The organism is Paenibacillus sp. A3M_27_13 (genome assembly GCF_024213315.1).
Lineage (GTDB): Bacteria > Bacillota > Bacilli > Paenibacillales > Paenibacillaceae > Paenibacillus > Paenibacillus polymyxa_B.
The window spans coordinates 1,309,452-1,330,498 of the sequence record NZ_JANAVE010000002.1 but is presented as its reverse complement, the minus strand read 5'-3'; the positions used below and the strand labels follow the sequence as shown (position 1 = coordinate 1,330,498).

General features: G+C 46.7%; 14 protein-coding genes. 3 read left to right on the top strand and 11 right to left on the bottom strand.

Annotated elements, in window-relative coordinates:
- Positions 1-53 precede the first annotated feature (53 nt).
- From NLX82_RS12640 to NLX82_RS12605, 8 genes are all read right to left on the bottom strand, one after another.
- Positions 54-521, bottom strand: a complete 468-nt coding sequence (locus NLX82_RS12640; RefSeq protein ID WP_023988393.1) for a MarR family winged helix-turn-helix transcriptional regulator — start codon at positions 519-521, stop codon at positions 54-56.
- A gap of 231 nt (positions 522-752) precedes the next feature.
- A complete protein-coding gene (locus tag NLX82_RS12635; RefSeq protein ID WP_254348179.1) occupies positions 753-3,761 on the bottom strand; it encodes a GAP1-N2 domain-containing protein in 3,009 nt (1,002 codons plus the stop codon).
- The gene (locus NLX82_RS12630) at positions 3,758-5,023 is read right to left on the bottom strand and encodes a TRAFAC clade GTPase domain-containing protein (RefSeq protein WP_023988391.1); all 1,266 of its coding nucleotides are present in this window, start codon (positions 5,021-5,023) and stop codon (positions 3,758-3,760) included. The genes NLX82_RS12635 and NLX82_RS12630 overlap by 4 nt, the downstream gene beginning before the upstream one ends.
- Positions 5,024-5,039: 16 nt before the next feature.
- On the bottom strand, positions 5,040-5,693 hold the full coding sequence (locus NLX82_RS12625; RefSeq protein WP_068940786.1) for a beta-mannanase: 654 nt from the start codon (positions 5,691-5,693) through the stop codon (positions 5,040-5,042).
- A gap of 18 nt (positions 5,694-5,711) precedes the next feature.
- Positions 5,712-7,001: a vWA domain-containing protein gene (locus NLX82_RS12620; RefSeq protein ID WP_023988389.1), complete on the bottom strand. Its 1,290-nt coding sequence runs from the start codon at positions 6,999-7,001 to the stop codon at positions 5,712-5,714.
- 46 nt (positions 7,002-7,047) lie between these two features.
- Positions 7,048-9,414, bottom strand: a complete 2,367-nt coding sequence (locus NLX82_RS12615; RefSeq protein ID WP_068940784.1) for a transcription initiation factor TFIID — start codon at positions 9,412-9,414, stop codon at positions 7,048-7,050.
- Positions 9,415-9,417: 3 nt separating this feature from the next.
- Positions 9,418-12,807 carry a tubulin-like doman-containing protein gene (locus NLX82_RS12610; RefSeq protein WP_068940782.1) on the bottom strand — a complete coding sequence of 1,130 codons (3,390 nt, stop codon included), beginning with the start codon at positions 12,805-12,807 and terminating at the stop codon, positions 9,418-9,420.
- A 24-nt stretch (positions 12,808-12,831) separates the two neighbouring features.
- Positions 12,832-14,634 (bottom strand): vWA domain-containing protein, encoded by a 1,803-nt coding sequence (locus tag NLX82_RS12605; protein WP_068940780.1) that lies wholly within the window; start codon positions 14,632-14,634, stop codon positions 12,832-12,834.
- 300 nt (positions 14,635-14,934) lie between these two features.
- Between NLX82_RS12605 and NLX82_RS12600 the strand changes: the two genes are divergently transcribed.
- The 3 genes from NLX82_RS12600 (at position 14,935) to NLX82_RS12590 (ending at position 16,331) form a co-directional block, all read left to right on the top strand.
- Positions 14,935-15,087: a hypothetical protein gene (locus tag NLX82_RS12600; protein ID WP_023988385.1), complete on the top strand. Its 153-nt coding sequence runs from the start codon at positions 14,935-14,937 to the stop codon at positions 15,085-15,087.
- Positions 15,080-15,997 carry a hypothetical protein gene (locus tag NLX82_RS12595; RefSeq protein WP_068940778.1) on the top strand — a complete coding sequence of 306 codons (918 nt, stop codon included), beginning with the start codon at positions 15,080-15,082 and terminating at the stop codon, positions 15,995-15,997. Before NLX82_RS12600 ends, NLX82_RS12595 begins: the two co-directional genes overlap by 8 nt.
- 172 nt (positions 15,998-16,169) lie before the next feature.
- Positions 16,170-16,331 (top strand): hypothetical protein, encoded by a 162-nt coding sequence (locus NLX82_RS12590; protein WP_023988383.1) that lies wholly within the window; start codon positions 16,170-16,172, stop codon positions 16,329-16,331.
- Between the two features lie 180 nt (positions 16,332-16,511).
- Here NLX82_RS12590 and fabG read toward each other — a convergent pair whose 3' ends face one another.
- From fabG to NLX82_RS12575, 3 genes are all read right to left on the bottom strand, one after another.
- Entirely contained in the window at positions 16,512-17,267 is a 756-nt protein-coding gene (gene fabG / locus NLX82_RS12585; RefSeq protein WP_254348177.1) for a 3-oxoacyl-ACP reductase FabG, read from the bottom strand.
- Between the two features lie 337 nt (positions 17,268-17,604).
- Positions 17,605-20,361: a PHB depolymerase family esterase gene (locus NLX82_RS12580; RefSeq protein WP_254348170.1), complete on the bottom strand. Its 2,757-nt coding sequence runs from the start codon at positions 20,359-20,361 to the stop codon at positions 17,605-17,607.
- A 273-nt stretch (positions 20,362-20,634) separates the two neighbouring features.
- Entirely contained in the window at positions 20,635-20,973 is a 339-nt protein-coding gene (locus NLX82_RS12575; RefSeq protein ID WP_023988379.1) for a hypothetical protein, read from the bottom strand.
- Between the last annotated feature and the right edge of the window lie 74 nt (positions 20,974-21,047).

Here is a 21,047-nt window from a genome sequence, read left to right as displayed (position 1 = left end):
GTATTTCACTGCTTTTGAATATCCCTATCCGGGCAAACTCTCTATATATCCGCTCAAACGCGGGTGTTCGCATAACGGTAATCGTGGAGAATTTTTTTAAGCAGGCCGCGCAGCGTCTCCGATTCTCCGACAGATAACGTTTCACCTACCGAGCTTTTAATTGCCTCAATGGTACGTTCAGCTGTCTTGTGAATCTCCAAACCTTCCTCAGTCAAATAGATTTGCTTCATTCGTGCATCTTCCGGGTGACTTTTGCGTACTGCCCAGTTTTTCTTAACGATCCCGTTAACCAGGCTGGTAACGCTTGATTTATCAATAAGCAATAGCTTTTCCAAATCCGTATTGGTGACTCCAGGCGACATCGCCAGTATATAGAGCGTCTGCGATTGTGGGGAGGTGAGCCCCAAAGGGCGCAGTGCTGTTTCAATTTCGCGCCGGACGGTAGTGAAAATCCATTTAATTAAATACATCGTACTCTCTTCCTCCCAAGGAAGACAAACGGGATACACCTCACTTCCCATCTCACTACTAACCTCCATAGCTATCTAATTTTAATAGTTTGAATTCCAACTAATTTTAATCAGCTGCCTACTTGGTGTCAATACTTTCGTAAAAAATGATGTTTTATTAGATAAGGTGAATTTCAAATTTTGAATTCATCCTTTATGGAAATATAGGCATAATAAAAGACGAGCCCTTGAAGGAAACCCGTCTTTTACTTCATTCATCATTCATTTCTGTTTTATGATTGCTTAGTCTGCAGTTTTCACTTGAACTAGCGGATATTCTTCTCCATCAACGGTAACCGTACTAGCATCATTCAGCTCCAGCCGTTGCCAAATGGTCAACAGCGTACGATAAGGATACTTCTTCAGATCATACTCCGATGGTGCGTCAGTGTCTGTGTTGGTTCCATTACCACTACCCTCAGTAGAAATCTCTGAAGTCGAGCCTCCGTCCGTATTGTCTGTCACTGTTCCAGACTGATCGCCGCTTTTTCCGCTGGATGTACCACCACGAGCTGTGGAACCACTGTCCGTGGATTGTCCATCTGCTGTCGTGCTTTTTGTAGTGGGATTCCCAATGTTTACGTCACTGGATGTATCATTGTTCGCTTTAATGGCTGCTTCCTTGTCGTTCTGTTCAGCAAGCGTAAAATTTTCGTATAAGTGCTCCTGTTGATCCGCCCCGACAATGACGAGCTTCTTCGGCTTAAATTCTGCCTGCTCTGTCGATGTCTGAAACGCAAATAGCAGCTTGACCATTTTCGTAGTGGACTTGGTATTAGGCACATGTGTCACTATGGCCGTAGGCTCCTCTTTTACGGGCACTGTAGGCTCTACAGGCTGTTGTACAGGCTTCGGGGCAGCAACAGGCGCAGGTGTGTCACCAGATCCGATCACCCCGGTTGCTTTAAGGCCACCTAGCGTACCTGCAATGACAATCAGCACAATCCCGGAAATCACCCCACCTTTACGGAAACGACGAAGTGTTTTGACCAACGGCGTGTCCGTCTCCCGCTTTGCTGCCAAATAGAAATTTTTAAAAGCAGGCTTTGCAGGTTCAAAATATTGACGCCACAGCGTTTTTTTGTGCAATCCCTCTCGTCCTTCCTTTTGGAAGAATAGAAGTAGCGCACGTCGATACGCCGGTTCGAAACCGCCACGTGGAGTAGCAAACTCGGGGTGTTCCTCTGACCATCGGATAAAACGGTACATCGTATCGTTATCCTTCGCCCATTTGCGGATCGAACCGACTAGGCGAGCGAAGTCCAATATTCCTTCTCCCGGCCCGTCAGAACGATAGAAAGCAGGCAACAGACGGGCAAAATGGCCTTCCGCAAGCTGCTGGGGCAGCCAGCCATAAGCCCAATCCTGTACCTTTTCTACTTCGCCAGGCTCCAGGCCGTCCAGCACCGACGGTTCCGGTTCCTCTGTATTAAACCAATCGTAAGCCGCAATCAATCGCACTGCTTGTCCCTTGAGAGGAGCAGGCAGCTTTCCAACCCACTGCACCAAATCGGGCCGTGTAAAAAAGGGAATCTGTACGACCTGATCGGGTGATATCTCTTTTAGCTCTACTTCGGTAAGTAAATACCGATCCGACGCTTCCTGCAAGCGCTCTGTCAATCCAGATTGCTCCAACGGGGACAGTTTGCCTACGGCAGAGTTGCTGTCCCATTGACGCAAGCGTTGGTGAATGGCAGCCACAGCCTCTACTGGTTTTCTTTCGGCACGCAGTCTGCCCATCAGCGCAGATTCTGCCAAAAGCTGAAAATCGGCATTCGCCGACACTTCGATATACCGACTGCCCCATTCGTGCACAACAGCCAGCAGTCCCTTGGCATCCGGTGTTCTTTTCATCTGACTGTCCATGTAGGGAATGAACAGCATTTTTGTAAGTGCTGGATTACCCAACACTTTCGTAAAATATGCCTTGCCTAATGATGGATTTTCTTCAATCGTATGATAAATATACGTGACTGCTTCCGTATTTCTGGCAGTATAAGCATTGTTTAGCGAACGGATTAAATATTCCACCAACCGATTTTCGCTGCTGCGTGCATGAACTTTATAATAGTCCTTGAAACTATCGACTAGACCTACGTCTGGAATATATCCATCCTTCACCCGATCAAATTCATGATCAAAAAACGACAGAAACAGATCATTCAGCCTCATTTTACGTGGCAGCGCATCGGGTGGCGATAAATAATCAGTCAAGCTTCGTAACACAGCGATTCGTTGTTCGTTGTATAATGCCCGCTCTCCCTGCTCAATTCTGTACAACGTAATGAGCTCATGATAGCTGGATGGCGTCAAATCACGCCCGGCCTCCATACCTGTCAGCATTTGCTCGGCAAATTTGAAGAAATCGTCCGGCGTCTCACCATTCAGCAACGTACGAACAATCCAGTCAAAATACGGCTGTCTCACCTGCTCTGCATCCACATTAAGTATTCGACTATGGTTAGACAGGTCAAATACAAAGTCCTTTTCCACATTCCGATCACCGGGACGCAAACTAAAAGGCTCAACGAACATCAAGTGAATGCCTTTTCTGCTGTTCGGTTCCTGTGCATATGTAAGAAATCCGAGTCTGTTACGAAATGCATAAGGCAGTGCCGCATACAGCACACCCAGTAGCTGCTTGGCTGAAGATCCGACCGCTTCTACAGGAACATTCAGCGCTACATATACCTTTTTGCGACCTGCTGCGGACATCATGACTGCGTATAAAAGCTGTTTGAACACTTCTTCGCTCAGCTGTAATTGAGTCAGCACTGTAGACGGGTCAACAGCCGGAAATACACTTCCACCCGGTAGACGCTCCAATTCCGGCAAATCCGTTCCCTGCTCAATATCATAGGTATCAACAAAGGATGTGTTCAGCCACTGCTTATAGTCAGACGGAGATTCACCATGTCCGGCTGGAATCACATAGTTGTGCGTGAAAAAGGCGCTCCGCAGCCCAGTAAAATCCGCGGCCTTATAAATACTGCGGCCAAGCACTACATCCCCGGACTCCGTCCGTACCAGATGTATAGCTTCCGGATAGACGCTTTCCTGTTTCTCACCACGCGCCGTCAAAGCAGCAGGCGCATCATATACACATAAGGGATGGAGCACCTTTTTAATAAAAGAAGCATCCAATCCTTTGGAATTAGCCACTGTATCGAAGCCTTCCGTAGAACGGAAAATACCACGCCGTTCCCGTGTGTACATCTGCTGTTGTATTAAATGAGAGGTAGAATAACTCACTGTGATTCTCTCCCCTCAATGTACTTCAACTTATAAAGCAGCCAAATGAATGGCTCATCCACACGGATCGGACTAACCAACCCTTGCAGCTTTTGCTCCACCGGATTGCTACCCAGCGCGGAAACTGCGAAATAGGCCGTATCCGTAAAATATACATCCATCGTGCCCTTGAACGGCTTATCCACCTTTTCGATGAAGCGTCGAACTTCGCCATCAATGTTCGCGAACTCATCCAAATCCATATATTTGCGATGCTCCATCGGATTAAAAATATTGCTGTTCGTCTTGATGTATGTGCCTTCTTCATCTGCCAACGCAGTAAGCATATCACTTTTGGTCAGGACGACAGCGGTCGGAATATCCGTTTTCCCTTTTTCCTGATAAGCGATAAAATCACCGAACATCGTAAGTACGACATCACGCGGTTCATCGTATTGCGAGACCCATTCACCCGGCTTATCGCCAAGGTTAATCTTAATGCGCTCCCGAATAGAGCGGATTTGCAGTGGATCGACCATAAAGAGAATACCTGCAGAATTCTTAATATGCTGTCCATGCAGTCCCAGATAGTCCTGATCTACCATTCCCTCACCGGCGACATCAAAAAATACCAGCGTCAGTGGCGGCTTTTCCTCATCCTTAAATACAAACTGGAAGATAAAAGGCTCCTGCATCTTTTCTTTTTGTGTCGATGTAAGCAGATCCCCTCGTTCAAATAGGGGTTCCTCATACATGGTGCGGAACTTTCGGCTGATCTCTGCATTGAGCGGCATGCAAGCCGCGTCAAAATGATCGGCCGTAACATGCTGCAACGTGTGAATCAGTGAGGTCATATAAACAGATTTCCCCGCCTGCGAAGCTCCAATGATCGAAATGATATTGCTAGGCACCTTACCCGCGGTCACGGGCAGTTCGTTATGGCAGTGCGGGCACAGTCGGTGACGCGTCAGCTCGCCATAACGGTCGGTCAGTCCTGTCAGTACATGATCAGAATACAATCGATGTTCCTCAGGGACATCATGGGGATGCAAAATCGCCTCCATATCATGCACACTGTCCAAACCAAAACGCTCCCGATATTTGTTCAACAGCTCATCTTCACCCAAAGCGTAGTCCTCGTCATCTTCACGGTGATGAGAAGCACGGAATACCACTTCCTCCGGGGAAAATTTACTAAAGCAATAAGGGCACACAATATCATAAAATAACGGCCTTGGCGCTGCCTGTGGCTTTCTTCTGAATAAATTGCTAAGAAAACTCATCGGTTGCGGCCTCCTTTCATTCAGGGACTAATTCATATACCGTGCCATATTTCTGGCCATCCGTAAAAAACAGCCGCACATATTCATCTCCCCCCACTTCAACAGAGGGTAAAACATTCCGTCCCGCGGCAAAAGGTGCCGTGAACGGATACAAGGTTCCATCGTCCCGGTCTGCTGGATAACCCCCGCGCTTCTTCACGTAGCAAAGCGCCTCTTGCGGGACAGGAACTTCGGCTGTCACCTGAATCTGGACGGTTTTGCGGCTGCGAAACCAGCTTTTTTTATGGTGAACTGCATATCTGATTTTAGCCCTCCCCGTGCTCAACTCCAGTTGGTTGGCTCCGTCTTGCTGACGGATCACGTAAGTGTCTCCATCCTCCCGAACAGCTGGATATACGATATACCGCACGCGTCCAATGCCTTCAATTCGGTCACGATAGCTGCCAGCAGCCTTATACTCCTCGCGTGTAAAAAGTTTTAGGCTTGAAAAAGGCGGTAAAACTTCACCTTCATTTTGCCCATTCACACCTGCATCGGCTGATTGTTTCGCAATATATACCACGGCTGCGCCCTCAGGCCACTGCCAGCGTAACACAACCCGGTTGTCATCAATTTTGTGGCTCAGCTCCGAAATAATAGGATCACCGGGCTGTGCTTCCCTATACTGCATAAGTTCCAGCCTCCCGTTCTAAAATCCACTGCTGCGTCGATTGCGCGTCGGGGCTTCCGGTGCCCCTCTCCGGCGTCCTGATGGCGCACCCTGACTTCCTCCACCGGAAGATCGGCGAGTATTTTCCGCAATCGGCAGAACAAGCGAAAAGACAGCAATAAGGGCTGCCAGTACGAGCGCTGCCACCAAACGAATCATCAAGTCGCCTATAGGCGAGCCAGATAGTCCCTTTTCCAAAATAAAACCAGCGAGCAAGCCTGCCGGGACTCCTCCAATCGCAAAATTCCGTGCGAGAAAACGGTTATCGAACATCAGCCCAAGAGCCAATCCCAATAAAGCGCCGATAATGACCAGCGCCGTTACGCGATAAATGGCAAAATACAGACTGTCGGCATACTCACCTGTCCGCTCCGTTACCAGTGTGCGATCACCGATTTTGTTATATATTTTTCCGAACGCCTGAGTAAGTCCTTGGGCATTGGCTACATTAGAATAAGTTCCGCCCGTCAGGTCAGCAATATTTTGCAATAAGGCTATACCATCCGACTCTGCCAGTTTCAGCCCGATCGTATTAATCGGAATCTGGCGGGCGATATAAGGAGCCAATGCTGTCTGGGTATCCAGATCGCTAAAGCCATCAGAGAGCATGATAACGAGAGAACCTTTTTCTGCATTACCTTGGGTTTCAATCTCTTTGATCGTCTCGTCCAAAGCAAGCCCGATCTCTGTACCGCCTGACATTATAGTCTGCATACTATCGATTTTGGAATAAACCGCTTGCTTCTCTGCATCTGTGCCAATGGGAGTAAATGGCTGAACCAACTGCGCAGCAGATTCAAATGAAACAATGGCTACCCGCTTGTCTCCATCCATTTGGCCAATCAGACTCTTGGCAGCCGTTAGGCGCTCATTATCGGGATCTGTTTGCTGCATACTCCCGGAATTATCAATCACAAGCACGAGGTCCTGTACGCTCTTGCGCCCTTCAGGGTTAACCTGATAGCCCAACTCCAATAGCAGACCTGCCACGAACAACATCACTAGTGTAGCAGGCACCAGTAACTTCCAGGATAACCCGGAGTAGCGCTGCCGCCATGAATGCCCATTTAACTGTGGCGAAATTAGTTCGCCAATCAGACAACCTAGGCCAATGCACAGTGCCATGATGCCAAAATACAGCCCAATCACGACGATATGCGGCCAGTGCCCTATCAATTTGTGAAGAATAAGCTCTCCCAAGATGAAGCCTACTACAGCGCCCAACAAGCCGAACAGTAATAGGAGAACGTTAAATTTACGTTGCTTCATAAGAATCGTTGCTTCCTTCCATCATTAAAGTAGGATTAATATGTGGCTACCGCAATTCCGGCAACCGGTCCACGTCGATTCCGTGAAACACGAAACCATTCGCAGTATATGTCTCATAATACGTTTTGCCGTTGCGGTAAACCATCAGATCCTCCAGATGGAAGCCGCCCATCAAATGCAGCTTTTCCACCCCGCTGCTGCGACGCTCATGTACAAAACCCAGCTTGTAAATACGCGAAGTAATGTCCACATCCATCGCATAAGGAAGAAATTCGCCTTCGTAGTCACCAAAGAAGTACTTTTCTTCATACCGATGCTCATGGGTATAGTCGAGCAAACGTACGTTAATTCCGCCATGTTCCTCTAACGTTTGATATAGTTTTTTAAACAGCTCATCCTTCGGAACGACCAGCCGATTTTCATATGCAGCAGCTACATTGGCACGCCGCAATAATTCTTCTTCGAAGGTCTGATTAAACGGCTGTGAACTGAGAATCAAGGTTCGACAGGTCTGCGTAAGTCGATCCACCAATGCGGACAGGCCCCCGTCCAGCAATCCGGATACAGGCCCCATATGCCGGGTATCAAAGAATATAGATTTTCCCCGCTTGCTTTCCAGCTCACGCATGACATCCTCCGTCACACGCTCGTAATACTCGAACAGGTTTTGACCTGTGTAACTATCAGCCTGCCGAATACTATCCGTTGCAGCTTGATGCAGTTCACGCTCCAGGCTGGAAAGCTGTACTGTAATATGCTTCGCCTGTGCATGCCATTTTTCTAGTGCCAGTTCATAGCGACGAAGCAGCTCCAAATCGGCTTGAATTCGCAGCATGTGCAGTTTGTGCCCGTAAACCGTCTCGGTCAGGTAACGAATCAAGCTGCGCACATTATGCTTATCCATGAGTGGCAGTCGTTGAAAAGGCTGGTCCTCCACCTGACCGCTATACAGGGTGTCCAGTTCAGCGGTACTAATCTGCAAGTCATTGGACGTATCCCGAATCAGTCCCCGAATGGCCGTAAGCACATTTCCTGTTTTATTTTCATCCGTCCAGTCTGTCAACTCGAATAAGCCGATTTCAGGATATTCCTTGGAAGCTGCATTCACAGCCAACTGCAGACCTGATTCCGCCTGAAAATCTCCCAACCGTTTGTGCATAATCCGTTCACAGTTATCGCGGAAAAAGGCTTCGCAGCCCTGACCGAACAAGGCTCCCTCCGCCTCACGTAATGTCATTCGCTTCAAGGAGCCGTAGCTGGCTCCGCTGGTCATCAGTGCGCTCATGTCCGTGATCGCCTCATTACCAGGAACGAGATCATTTCGCGTGCGACCGCGCTCAGCAGCATCTAAACCAAAATAATTCAGCTTATCGCGTATGTCCCACTCCTGCTCTGTTCTCATACGCTCTAGCAGCTTTACATAAAAGTGATACAGCACCGTAAGTGCGATTGACTGGTTAGGGCGGTTGACTCGGGAAAATCCAGCCGACACATAACCCTGCCGCCCGGATTCCGTCATGATGTTGTTTTTAAACGATGTATTGTTGTATCCCCCATCCTGTGACCGATAGGAATCTCCTGCCTGATAGCGGTTTTTAAGAAGCTGAATGTGGCAAATGATGTCACAGCTTTCCCGCAGGCTATTCGGCACCGTTACGCCGCGTTCGTTCTTGTCGGACAGCACATAGACGAGATCGAACAACGGTGATGGAGCATGGGATACTGGAATGGTCAATTTGTCCTCGGTCATATGAAGCGGTGCCGTAAACGTATACTCTGGACTCTGGATATAGTCCAGCTCTCGCATGAAAGCAACGGACGTTGCACTACTGTAGCCGAATTGGACAGCCTGATCGCTTTCATTCACCAACACATACAGATCCATTTGTACCGATTTAAAAGACTGTGCAAAAATATACTCCGCCAACAGCGTAATTTCAGGGATTAATACGTTCATGGGGTCATCCGCTGTCGTCAAAATCGACAAATGGACACGCTCGAACGAAGAATACAACCGACCGTAATCTGCCAGGTGTCCACTAGCCCGGCGCAACGCGGTGTTAAGCTCAATTAGCTGCGATTCATGTGTATAAAAAGCCTGGTGCAAGTCACGGCGTATCGTTTGGTGGCCACTTTCCTCCGGTACTGCTATCGTATGAACAATAGCATCCACCGAACGATCTACAGCCGCATGTTCTTCCTGCGAGCGGATCTGAATATACGTTACTCCCGTGCTGTTATCCCACTTGGTCCGGTTGATATCTGCAATGGTGTTCATCACCGGGTTCATGCGATCACCGATAAAAAGAAACACGGACGGGAAATGGATGCTACTGCGTCCATCTCCGCTTCCGATTAATTGGTCCTCTGCGGCTGCATAGTCAGCCGCATAACGTAACAGCTGCTCTCTCATACTTTACTTCAACTTTCTGCGGATGTCGTTTAATTTTCCAGCCATTTGAGCATAGAATGCATAAAGTTCCGCTCCGTTAGCGAGCTCCACCTTTTCATATTCCAATTGATTGCGGGCCTCTGTGTAAATCGCAGCCAGTTCATCCAGCTTCGCCAGCAATGGTGTAATATCCTCAGATGAAGTCAATACAGCATCACGGCGATCCGCCTTGCGCATTAGAGCAGCAAATTTCTTTTCTTCCAAACCACGGAAGTTTGTAAACACTTCAAACTCCACATAATTACGGCTCTTCATGACATTGGCAAATGGCTCCCAAGCCTCTTCCTCTTCGTCGCGATCATAGACGTACAAAGCACCTTTTTTCGTAATCGTGTCCGTATAGAGTGCCTGAATGAACTGATCCAGCCATTTTTCTTCATCCTGATATTTGCCCAGCAAAGCTTCCAATTCAGCGGCTTTCGCTTCAATTAGTGTATATTTCGCCAGTTCTTCACGAACCACCTGTGTTAATTCTGGTGAACGGATCAGGTTTTCCTTCGCCATCTCTTCATTGATGCTGCCAAAGATGTCCTTGCTTCCGGCCTGCTCCAGCCCTTCAGCCAGCAGACGTTTCAACTCAGACCATGCTCTTTTGACTTCACCCAAATTCGGCTTGGATTCCTGCAAGCGCATATCGTAGCCTGCCAGCATCGCATTCAGATCTAGCGCATGTGAACGGATTACAGTGAAGCGGCTGCTCGTATTCTGATCGACATCCTTTTCCCGAATCACGCCAAGTGACTTGGCACGGTCAAAATCATTACGAATGCGGGCATTGTAAGCTTGCACACGCGAATTGACGTAAGTTTCGCCCCATGACTTTTCAGGAATCGGCGACGGCAGATTAGTCCAATTGTTCTGACCTGTTTGCACCAGATGACGGCCAATACCTTCGCGGTCAAGAATCGTTTTTTCATAGCTTTCTTCATACACTTTGAGCGGCGTATATACAAACAGAGGAACACCATTACGCGTATTGAGCCAGAAAATCCGGTTACGAACTTCACTCTCTTTAATAGTAAAGTGTGATTTGCCAATTGCATTATTTTGATAATTGCGAACGCCTTTCAGGATATTAGGCGACTGTACAGGTACTGAAACGAATCCCCATGATGGGAAGTACAAGTTGCCAGAGCTATTGCTCAAATGGAACACAGGTACAGCTTCCTCATCCAGTTTGCTCGCAATGTAGCGCTCCACAAATTTTTCAATGGCTTCATCTTGCCCGTATTTCATGACGAGGAAATCCTCCATGGAACGGGTAATGAGATCACCGAACTTATCAGTCAAGAAGTTGGAGATTGAGCTAATGATGTCCATATCCTGATCCTTCACCCATTGATCTGAATTTTCCAGCAATTCTTGGGCAAAATCACGAATCAAATCATCACCGTTGCGGTTGTCCAGCAGCTTGGTCACAACTTCAGAAATATCCGGTACACTTACCAGATTCCAATAGTACGTTTTATTACCTTTGTGATCGGACTGTTCCTCGCCGTTAATCAGCAGATCGCCATTCTTCTCGAAAATTGCGCTCAATGCGTTCAAAATTTCAGTAAATACATTATAAATGCGGCTATTTTCCTTGTTCAACAGGTCATACAGGTCTTCATAAAATTCAATGAGCTGCTCTGTACGTTCCACATCAGCCCGCAGCCAATATTCGTTAATTTTCGCTTCAATGTACGCATTTTTCTTTTTATCCTTGGACACAAACGCGCTCTTGGCATCGCCCAGCTTTTCGTTCGCCTGCTCACGCGCCCATTCAATGTCCGTTGGAATACGGTGCAGTGATTCACGCAACGTCTCAACATATGAAAGCAGCATTTTCAGCAAGCTAAATCCTTTTTCAGTATAAATCATGCGGGATACATAAAACGGCCCTTGCTCAGGATGCAGAAACATCCGGCGGATTTGGTCCGTAAACTGTCCTGTAATTTCGCCAGGAAGCTGTTTCTTCGCTTTGATATACTCTTCGCGGGCACGCGTCAGGAACGTTTGCTCCAGCTCGGTGTCCATATTGACAACTTGCATTTTAACAACATTGCTATAACTCAACCGTTCACTGTTTTCAAAGCCCGGAAGCGGCTCAGGTACACGGGATTCAAAGTTTTTGATCATGCTATCCAGATCCACGCCCAGCTTGCGGGCAAACTTCTCTACATCCTCTTGATTTGGCGATTGCTCAAACATTTTGGACATTTTGCCAAACATTCGATAGGCCAGATATGTCGTCATTTCCTCCATTGGCAGTACCGCCGAGGAAGCCCCGATAATATTGTAATCGTAGTTTGCCGGATAGGCCTTATTCATTTGTGCGATGTTGGTACGGATATTGCTGATATAGTCATGAATGGCAAACTCTTCACCTGACTGTTTTTCCTCACTCGCCATAAAGTTGGTGATGTTCTCGGCGGTGACATTCATGCAGTAATCATAAGCATTTTCCAACAGCTTGCCTTCCGTATTCGTGGCCGAAATGAGATGACACAGATTAAACGGCGGAAGCGGCGAGTTCACGGTCAAAATATTTCCGTACTGCTGTTTAAAGCGTTCACCACGGCTGTCTACATTCATCCAATAGTCCAGCTCTTTCAGTGCAGCATAGCCGTTCTTTTTAATATATTCACGTGTATGCTCGCTCAGGCTTTTGTTCGCTAAATTAATATCCGGTGTAAACAGATAACCTAATGTATTTACACGGTCTACACCTGCAGAGCCATAGTCACGCTCAATAATTCCTCGGACGATATATGAGATATCGAGGAAAGTACCGCTTCCTGTACCGCCGGACAAACCGGACAGCAGGAACACCATAAGCTTCTTGTTGGTGCCTTCAGACAAGGTTTTGATTTTTTTGTCAATGCTTTGTACGACCTGATTGATTTTGGTGAACAGCAGTAATCGTCCTGCCTGACGTACCCCTGCCGCCCCGTTCATACCATCGGTAATGCTCAGCTCTGGAGACAGCCAATCGGTAATGTACGGCTCAAGAATGCTGCGGTTTTGCAGCAATCCGCCGATTTCCGCATTGGATAGCAATACAAACTCATTGATGGGGTCCAAACCAATCCCCTTGTATTTTTTGTTACGGTCTTGTTCATTCGTTTCAAAAGCGAGAAATTCCACATTGTCCGGTTTATCGCTCTTTTTCTTGGAGATCGGATCTGCTGGAAGCTTGAATCTGCGGTTAATTTGATATTTCAAGCGGAGAAGGGCATCAATTCCCGTGCCTCCGAGTCCGATAATTAAAATAGGATTATCAATAGTATCAACTCTGATCTTATCGCTTACGATCCCCCCGCCGAGTGATACGTCTAATTGTTGGATATGCTCTCTAACTACTGGTTTCATAGATATGACCTCCTAAGGGTTCGTTTAGCTGTTTACTGAAATAAATTCCAGTAAAATGGTTTTGTCCACACTGGCTAACGGGATGGTCAGACGATCACCGTTTTTGAGTTCAAGACCGTTTCCTGTGTCTACAGCCCGTCCGGATTTCTCAATCGTAATCTCGGGGGTACTGCGCACAATGATACGATCCTGATTGGCTGGTGTGAACACGACCTTGTCGGTTCCAGCAAATTCCGGTGCCAGTTGCAGCAACTGGTGCAGATTAAATTTGCCCCGGAAGGTGTTCAGCTTCTTGTATTGTGGATACGTTTTTTCGCCAGTGTTCTCATCCCGGATTTCCAGTACGATTTGACCGACAAAGCCACGGTTGGCCTTTTTGACAGCCTTCCAGATGAAATATGCGGCAACCAGCAGAATGAGCAGCCCCAGCCCTAAAAGAATGAGTGGCATTAGCTTGGACTTTTCAGCAGGTGTTGTTGGCTGCGTTGTGCCTGTATTCGTACCGTTCGTCGCCCCTGCTTTAGCACTGATGGTTACAGGCTGTGTTTCACGGTAGAAGCTCTTCTCCTCTGCTCTAACGGTTAGTTCGTAGTCATGCTCATCTGGAATCGTATAGGAACCGGTAAAAGAATCCCCTGCATTGGTTAACGGAACCTCATTCGTTGTACCGGAATCCAGATCCTTGACCTTCAGAACAGCATTCATATTTGCATACAATTCCTGATCCTGAAGCTGCTGGCTATTGCTCGTCAGGTAGGAACGAATTTGAACTGCATCGCCTTTTTTGTATGATTTGGCGGACGGTGCGTCCATTTTCAGTTCCAGATCGTAGTTAAACACCAGATTAATATCAATCTGATCCTGCTGGACTCCCTTGACTTGGAGCTTCCAGTCACCAGCCACAGGCTTGAGCAGTTTAATCAGCGAGTAGCTTTTGGACTTGGACAGCAGCACATCGCTCGAAGGAATCGGCTTGGTGTTGCCCGACGGGTCTATCAGTCTCGCATCCACCGGTTTCGAGGACATGATCGAAATGTTAGCCTCCAGCACACTATCGTTCGGTACGGTTACCGTTACGTCCTGATAGTCGCCGTTTGCCGTAATGGACTGCAAAGGCACCACTTTCAACTTCAAATTGCTGGCGAAAATTTCACTTAAAATGTTCGGCAAGTCATCCGCTGAGCTTGTAATAAAGGACTTGCCGCCCGTTTGCTGCGCTATGTCGGCAAGCTTGTTTTTATTCAGCTTCCCATCTGCATTCAACCCGATGGTGTAGATCGGAACACCGCTATTTTTAGCCTCGGCTACAGCCTGTGCCATATCCTGATCGGATTGGCTTTCGGTTCTGCCTGTCGTCTTATTAAAATCGTTGTTACCGTCGGCCAACATGACGATCATAGGCGCATGTCCAGCTGTTTTACCATCTTGCAAAATGCGGATCGCTTCCTTGACACCCACGGAGGTGTCAGTATACGCCCCCCGGTTCAGTCCGTCAATAAACGTCTTCAGTTCCTGCTTATCCGCTTCGGATGTAATATTAAGCAAGGCTTTCTCGCGCTGTACGACATCCGTATACGCTACAATCCCGACCTTGTCATTTTGCGTCGACAGCATATCAATGAACATTTTCATGGCTTCATTGCCAATTTTCCCAGGATCACTGGTGTTCATTGAATTACTTACATCGACGACCAGCACCGCATCCACCTTAGAAGCAGAGGGTGAAGCGGCATTCGCCATCTGTGGCTGCCATGCCAAAATCGAGGTCATGATCATTGTACATATGATTCCGATGACCAAAAACCATTTTCTGTCTCTACTAAACATCGCTTGTACCCCTTTGCCGGTTAATTCTCATTCTAAATTACAGTTGTACTCCCCTACTATTAAATTATAATGAGTTTTACATGAGCGCCAGCTGAAAATACTGCCCAAATGGTCTGAATCCAACCAAAAAGCCTGTCATACCGCGTGATTTTACCAATATCCTGCAGTAATGATATAATTATACCCCAACAAGGGCAATCGGGCACCAGCCTTCTCCTTTATACGACAAAAATGACAGTAGCGAAACCCGCCCATGTAAAATATTGAAGTAAAAATCCAAGCAGAAAGAGGAAGTACACTATGATCTCATACGGATGTCTGGCGATTATGTTTCTTTTTGTCGCCATCAAATCACTAATTTACTATATACATAAAAAACGCGCCCCGTCGATTACACAAATCGACACCGAGCTTCTGGCACTGCTGAACCGGAGAAGTGAGCGCAATGAATAGTTCCAAACAAGCTGTACAATTTCGCCCATTTACCCGCACAGAGCACGCCTTCCAAAAGCTAAGAGTCTGCAAGCGTTGTGGACAATTCACCGCCCTTTGGGAAGAGAAGTGTACATCATGTGGTCGGGATACACTAGTTCCTGTAGAGCAATATGCCAAACTTAGAGCCAAACGTTATTTTCGTAAAGACCTTGCCGTCGGCGTCATATTGCTGGCCGCTACTGTTTTTTTCGGCCACTCGCCGCAACAAATGCTTCTATGCGGTATCGTCGGTGCGTTCTTTCTGCTGCCCTTGGTGCTTCTACAGCAGGGTATTTATCCTTATGAACAGCGTAGGCAGCTTATACGTCTGTTCAGAGGTCGTATAGGGCAGATCCAGGAAGGACTAAACGTTAATCATAAAAACGCGGTTGCCCTGCGGCAGCTCAGTGAGCGTGTCTCCTATGAAATGCTGCGTGAGATGGCTGTACTCATTCACAATGATCGGATAAGGCTCCAGCAGGTCGCCCTGCTGCAATCTTTTGTTCTCCGCAAAGACATGGAATTAACGCTCGATCCTCTCCTGATCAAGAGCTTCGAGCCGCTTATGGTCAGATATATCGGAGAGATTGCCAGACTCAATCGTGAGCTGATCAAGGACCGGACATTCCGATACGTAGTCTTTTATGAGCGCCGTATTCTGGAATTGGCAGGAGGCGAAGATATTCTCGTCCGCGTAGCCAGTGCGGCCGTCCGTAAAAAGCGCTACGTAGTCATCCATGCTGCTTTCATTTCCAGATATGTACGCAAGCTGCCAAAGGAACGAATCCAGCGTTTATATCATATCATTCAGGAGAATCCGTTAGAACCCTTTGGAGATTTAGCCGATGAAGTAAAGATCATGTACCTGATGGAGCAGTATAAAAACTGATCTGTCCTAACGCCCTTCTATATATGACGTCATTACCATGACAAACCACTGCAATAAAGCAGCAAAAAACCGTCAGGATCGCCTGGGTGGTATCATCCCCTTCAAGTAGACACTCTTAAAAAACCTTGTGTGTTACCATGAGAGTATGAGTGAACCTGGAGGGGATTTTCGTATGGCTAACCAACTCAAAGTTTGGGTGAAGAAGGTTCGAAATGCTGAACCGCTCGATTGGCGCAAGGGTTCATCCAGCCCGATGAAGGGGCGTACACGTACCTCCTTTTCCAGTATCAAAGAAGAACGAGATTACTTGATAGCTCAGGGGTGGACTACTTAAAAAGCGATATTCAAATCTGGTGACGGAGCGAAGCTCAGCGGTTTCAGGATAAACTCAAAAAGCGCGCCCCGATCGAGTATCGGCACGCGCTTGCAGCTTAGCTTTTTTCATTCGTCTACTTGACAGGGGTATGACTACTCAAGGATTCATTTTATTCCTCTTGGTACAAACTTGTTTTTATTAAGATTCAGGCAAGCTCTGTCCTCCGTCGATAATAATTGTTTGTCCCGTGATGAAGCCAGCCTCCTTAGAGGCAAGAAACGCAGCTGCGTGTCCCATTTCTTCAACGGTTCCAAACCGTTTCAATGGAATAGCTGGAAGCATGGTTTCAATGTATTCTGGGAAGGTTTGTATCATTTCAGTCATTGTATTACCGGGCATGATCGCATTGATTGTAATACCAAACGGAGCTAACTCAAGCGCTGCACTGCGAATAAAACCGAGTTGGGCAGCCTTACTGGCACCGTAATGCGACCATCCTACAAATCCTGTCAACGGCCCCGTAATCGAAGATGTTAACACCACTCTTCCATATTCAACTTTTTTTAAGAATGGCAGACAAGCCTGTACAGAAAATAAAGCTCCACGCACATTAGTATTCATCACGCTATCCCATTCTTCAGCAACCATTTCTTCAATTGTAGTCATAGGGGCAATACCTGAGTTAGCACACAACACATCAATGCCGCTAAAGGCCACCGATACTGAATGTGCCATCATTTCCATAGAAGATCGATCCGTGACATCACCTCTAAAGCCTTGCGCGTATCCACCGGATGCTCTGATTTCGGCAGCGCATATCTCGGCCTCATCTAGGTTACGAGAAATAATGGCTACTTTAGCTCCCTTTTCAGCAAAGACTTTGGCGATTCCTTTACCAATCCCCTTACTCGAACCAGTTACAATAACCGACTTGTTTTCAAATGAATTTTCCATTATGTTTTCCCTCCTTCGGAGAGAGAGCATTTGCTCTCTAAATAGATCAAAAAAAATATCTTATAATAATATTAATAGATTGCATGACTAGATTAATCTTTTCTGTGCACTTAATGTGCCTTTCCCTGGACAGAAGAAGGATTCAAAACGTTTATGATGATATTCACATTTTTTAGCTTTGTCAATAAAGTGGACGCACAAGGCTACTTCCATATCTCGACATGGTTGAGCTCTCTTGAAGGAGTTTTGATTTGTCTCACGTTAAGGGGTCAGTCCCCCTCCCCAACTCCGGACGTTTTTTTATTTTAGGATTATCGTGTCTAATTAGCTGTCTTCTTTATTGGCCTTGCAGTTTTTGGTGCGCATGTCTGATGGAAGTAAAGTTAAAAGCACGCACTCCCTTGCTGTCATACACAATAATCTCTTTATTCAAATATGGGTGTAAACCATTAAAATATCCAGGCATAATCAGTCTGCGCATAAATAGGTTTTTACCCAACATACGGGGGGAATTGGTCGCTACGACAAGCATTTGCTGGGTTGCAGACCATGGGCTAGGTTGAATATATGACAGACAATACTCGCCTGCCGTAAAATCGCCGCCCAATGTATACCCTTCCTCCGTACATGTAATTTGCAGATCAGCTTGGTGCTTCTGAAGCAGCTCATGTCTGGACAAGCCCGAAGTGACACATATCACGTTGCTATCAGCCAGTGCTTCCTCTGTAATATCATTGGAAGACACCACCGGATAATGAACACCGATATACGGATTCCAAGTCGCTGTTCGTGGGCTAGCCAAGGCGTTCGCCGTCCGTCTCACCGCCTGCTCTTCCTCCGGTGTAGCATAGCTGGATGGAAGGACAATGTGAAGACGATCCATATAAACGTCAAGCACACCCATACCATGGCTCAAAACGTTTCTTCCCACGCTTTTCGAATCCACAATTTCCTTTTTGGCATCCGATTCTTTTGAAAAGCATTCACTGCTTTCTTCCTCCCGTTCGGCAATCAAACGGTATTCAGGTGAGGGACGTTTATGTGAGTGTGTTTTAACAAAGCGAAAGCGGCTGTATTCCCGCAAGTCCAACACGAAAATACGGGCTCCGATACGAACTTGGGCCAATTCCAAGGGCATGACCTCTTGAGAAAGATGAATGATAAATTCTTCGGCGTGAACTGCCTCAATATCCAACTCACCTGTGGCACTCATTTCACCGTACAACTCGGCATATTCCTCATTTTCATCCATTCGCGTCAGTTCCAGCCAGTAAGCCCGGTTATGTCTGCCCCGTTCCGTCCGATAGGCAATACGCTGAGGTACGACATCCCTTTTCCATTGCATAAGCCAACCCAGTACGCCGTCCAGAAGTCTCAGCTCATGCGTATCCCAGTGATTAGACTGCCGCTCTACGACACCTTTAAAATGATCAGATGGAAGCTCTGTTACAGGGGCTGTGTATGCTTGTGCAAATAAGTAATCCTGATCTCCGCATACATTCAATATTGGCATATTCAACAGATTTATCAGATGCTTGGGATGTGGCGCTCCAGAGATAACCGCAATAGCCGCAAACCGAGAAGGATAAGCCTGTGCCATCGCCCAGGCCGCATATGCTCCGTTCGAATAACCCGTCAGATAGATCCGCTCTTCGTCCACTCGGTACGCTTGCAGTATGACATCCAGCGCCTCCAAAAAAGCAGCTTCTCCAATATAACTGCCCAACGTTACACCACGGCATGAAAAAGTAACGAATATAGCTTCCTCTTCCCAGCCTTGCCCAAAACCTCGATTCTGAAAATCCGGCAAGCCCAGTTCATATCGCTTGCCTGGCATCAGAACGATCAGAGGATACTGTCGGTCAGTCGAATAGCTTCTGGGAAGCTGAATGGTATAGCGTTGCAAACTATTATCCAAACGGGAGACAAAAAATCCTTCCCCAATTCCGTCATTAGACAAAAAGATGTGTTCTTCTTGAAGTAAGGACGGGGAGTGTGACTGTTCGGCATGTCCACACGTGAAGATTTGTTTTAATAGCTTGATATATTCACGTACAACCCGGTAATCCCAGATTTCAAAAGGATCTTCCGGCAAATCCGTTAACCTTTTTAATTCCTCAAGCAGGCCCTCTATTTGTATTTTCTGCGCAGAATGAAGAATATCTATAGCGCGGGCTTGAATGTACCGGTCATACTCTTCCTGCAAGCCCTCCACGACGACTGACAAAGGCCGCACAAGTGCCGAATACACAAAATGATGCTCCACAGCCTCATGATCCCGATATGTAACGGTGAAGTGCAGCATTCCCGTATTCCTGGCCTTTTCCTCGTCCCAGTCATAGCTTTGCTCCTGCTCCCAATGTGCTGGAAAGCGATCCAGCTTCATGCCTTCATCATTCGTTACCTCGACCCATAACGTTTGATCTAAGGGAAGATCTATCCGATCCTTACGCAGTAAATAAAATAAGATCGGGCTGTCTTCACCCTCCCTGCCAGCACTTTTCTCAACCTCTAACCAAGCCATATGAAAACGTATATTACGCTCTACAAATTCACGTTGCAGTTCTGTCACATCTGGTTCGTCGCATACCTGATTTCCACTGATACGAATAGAGCGGGCCTCCTCGGGAATAAACGCAGCAATGATAACTACCGTGTGATCGCCTTCCTCCAGATACAAGCGAAAAGGACCGGATTCCGCATATACCAGTGTGCCATCTATCCAAATTTGTCCCGTTCCTTCAAAGGGTCTGAAAATCACTTCCTGTGCAGCCATACAACGAAGATTTGAAACCAGCAAAAGCCTTTCTTGTTCGGCCAAAGGCGGAAAAACACCTAGATTTAGTTCGGCAGTCCGAGGGTCCAGCTCGGTCAATAATCGGCACGCTGCCTTTCCTCCGGCTGAAAGCTCTACTCCTTCTTCATCACAAGCCTTTTCCAAATTCCATTCCTCATGGGCAAAATAACTTGTCCATTCCCTGCCCACACCGCAATTTTCCGGGAGCATGACCGGACCGACTGCATAAGCAGACCTCAGACGTACCGGATGATCCGACAGCACAGTTGTTGCTTTTTCCAGATGTGTGAACCTCATAACATTCCCCCTCCAGGTTTTTGTTTCCTCAGAGACGTAGTCGCGGTTATATTCCGTTTAACATTCAATTTAACTATATAAAACTATTCGTTATTACCTCTACGTACTCCTCTGTTCTTCTCAAAAAAGTAGCTATGATAAAACAAAAAAACGAAGAAAGCAGAGTGCTTCACTTCGTTATTAAAAATTTCTATATCTAAAAACCTATTTAATGCTGCCATGATTGTTGCTAACAATACTAGGGTATAGTATGTTTAGGGTGAAGTTAATATTTTAAAAATGTGCATAACTCGCTTGAATTTGCTTTTCCAACTTAATGCGTTCTAACTTTAGCTCCCAAATCTGTTCGCTCCACGAGTTTCGATCCGCCGCGTTATTACTATTTCGTAAGAGATCAAACAACCTCAGCAATTCATCGTTAATCTGATCAAAATGCCGCCACAGCGTATTAATCTCAGAATCTTTAGTCTCTTTGCCATTCTCCAGCAATTGATGCCGCAGGGCTTCTTTGAGCTCCTGTTGCCACTCTATATCGTTCAATTGTTTCGCATAATTAAGAAGATCCAGATAGTCATCTACCTGCAGGTAACTGCGTGTTTTTATCTGTTTCATAGGGTCTCTCTCCTTATGGCTCAATCTATTACCAAGTATTATACTCGGTTATTAAGGGAAAGCAATACTTTATT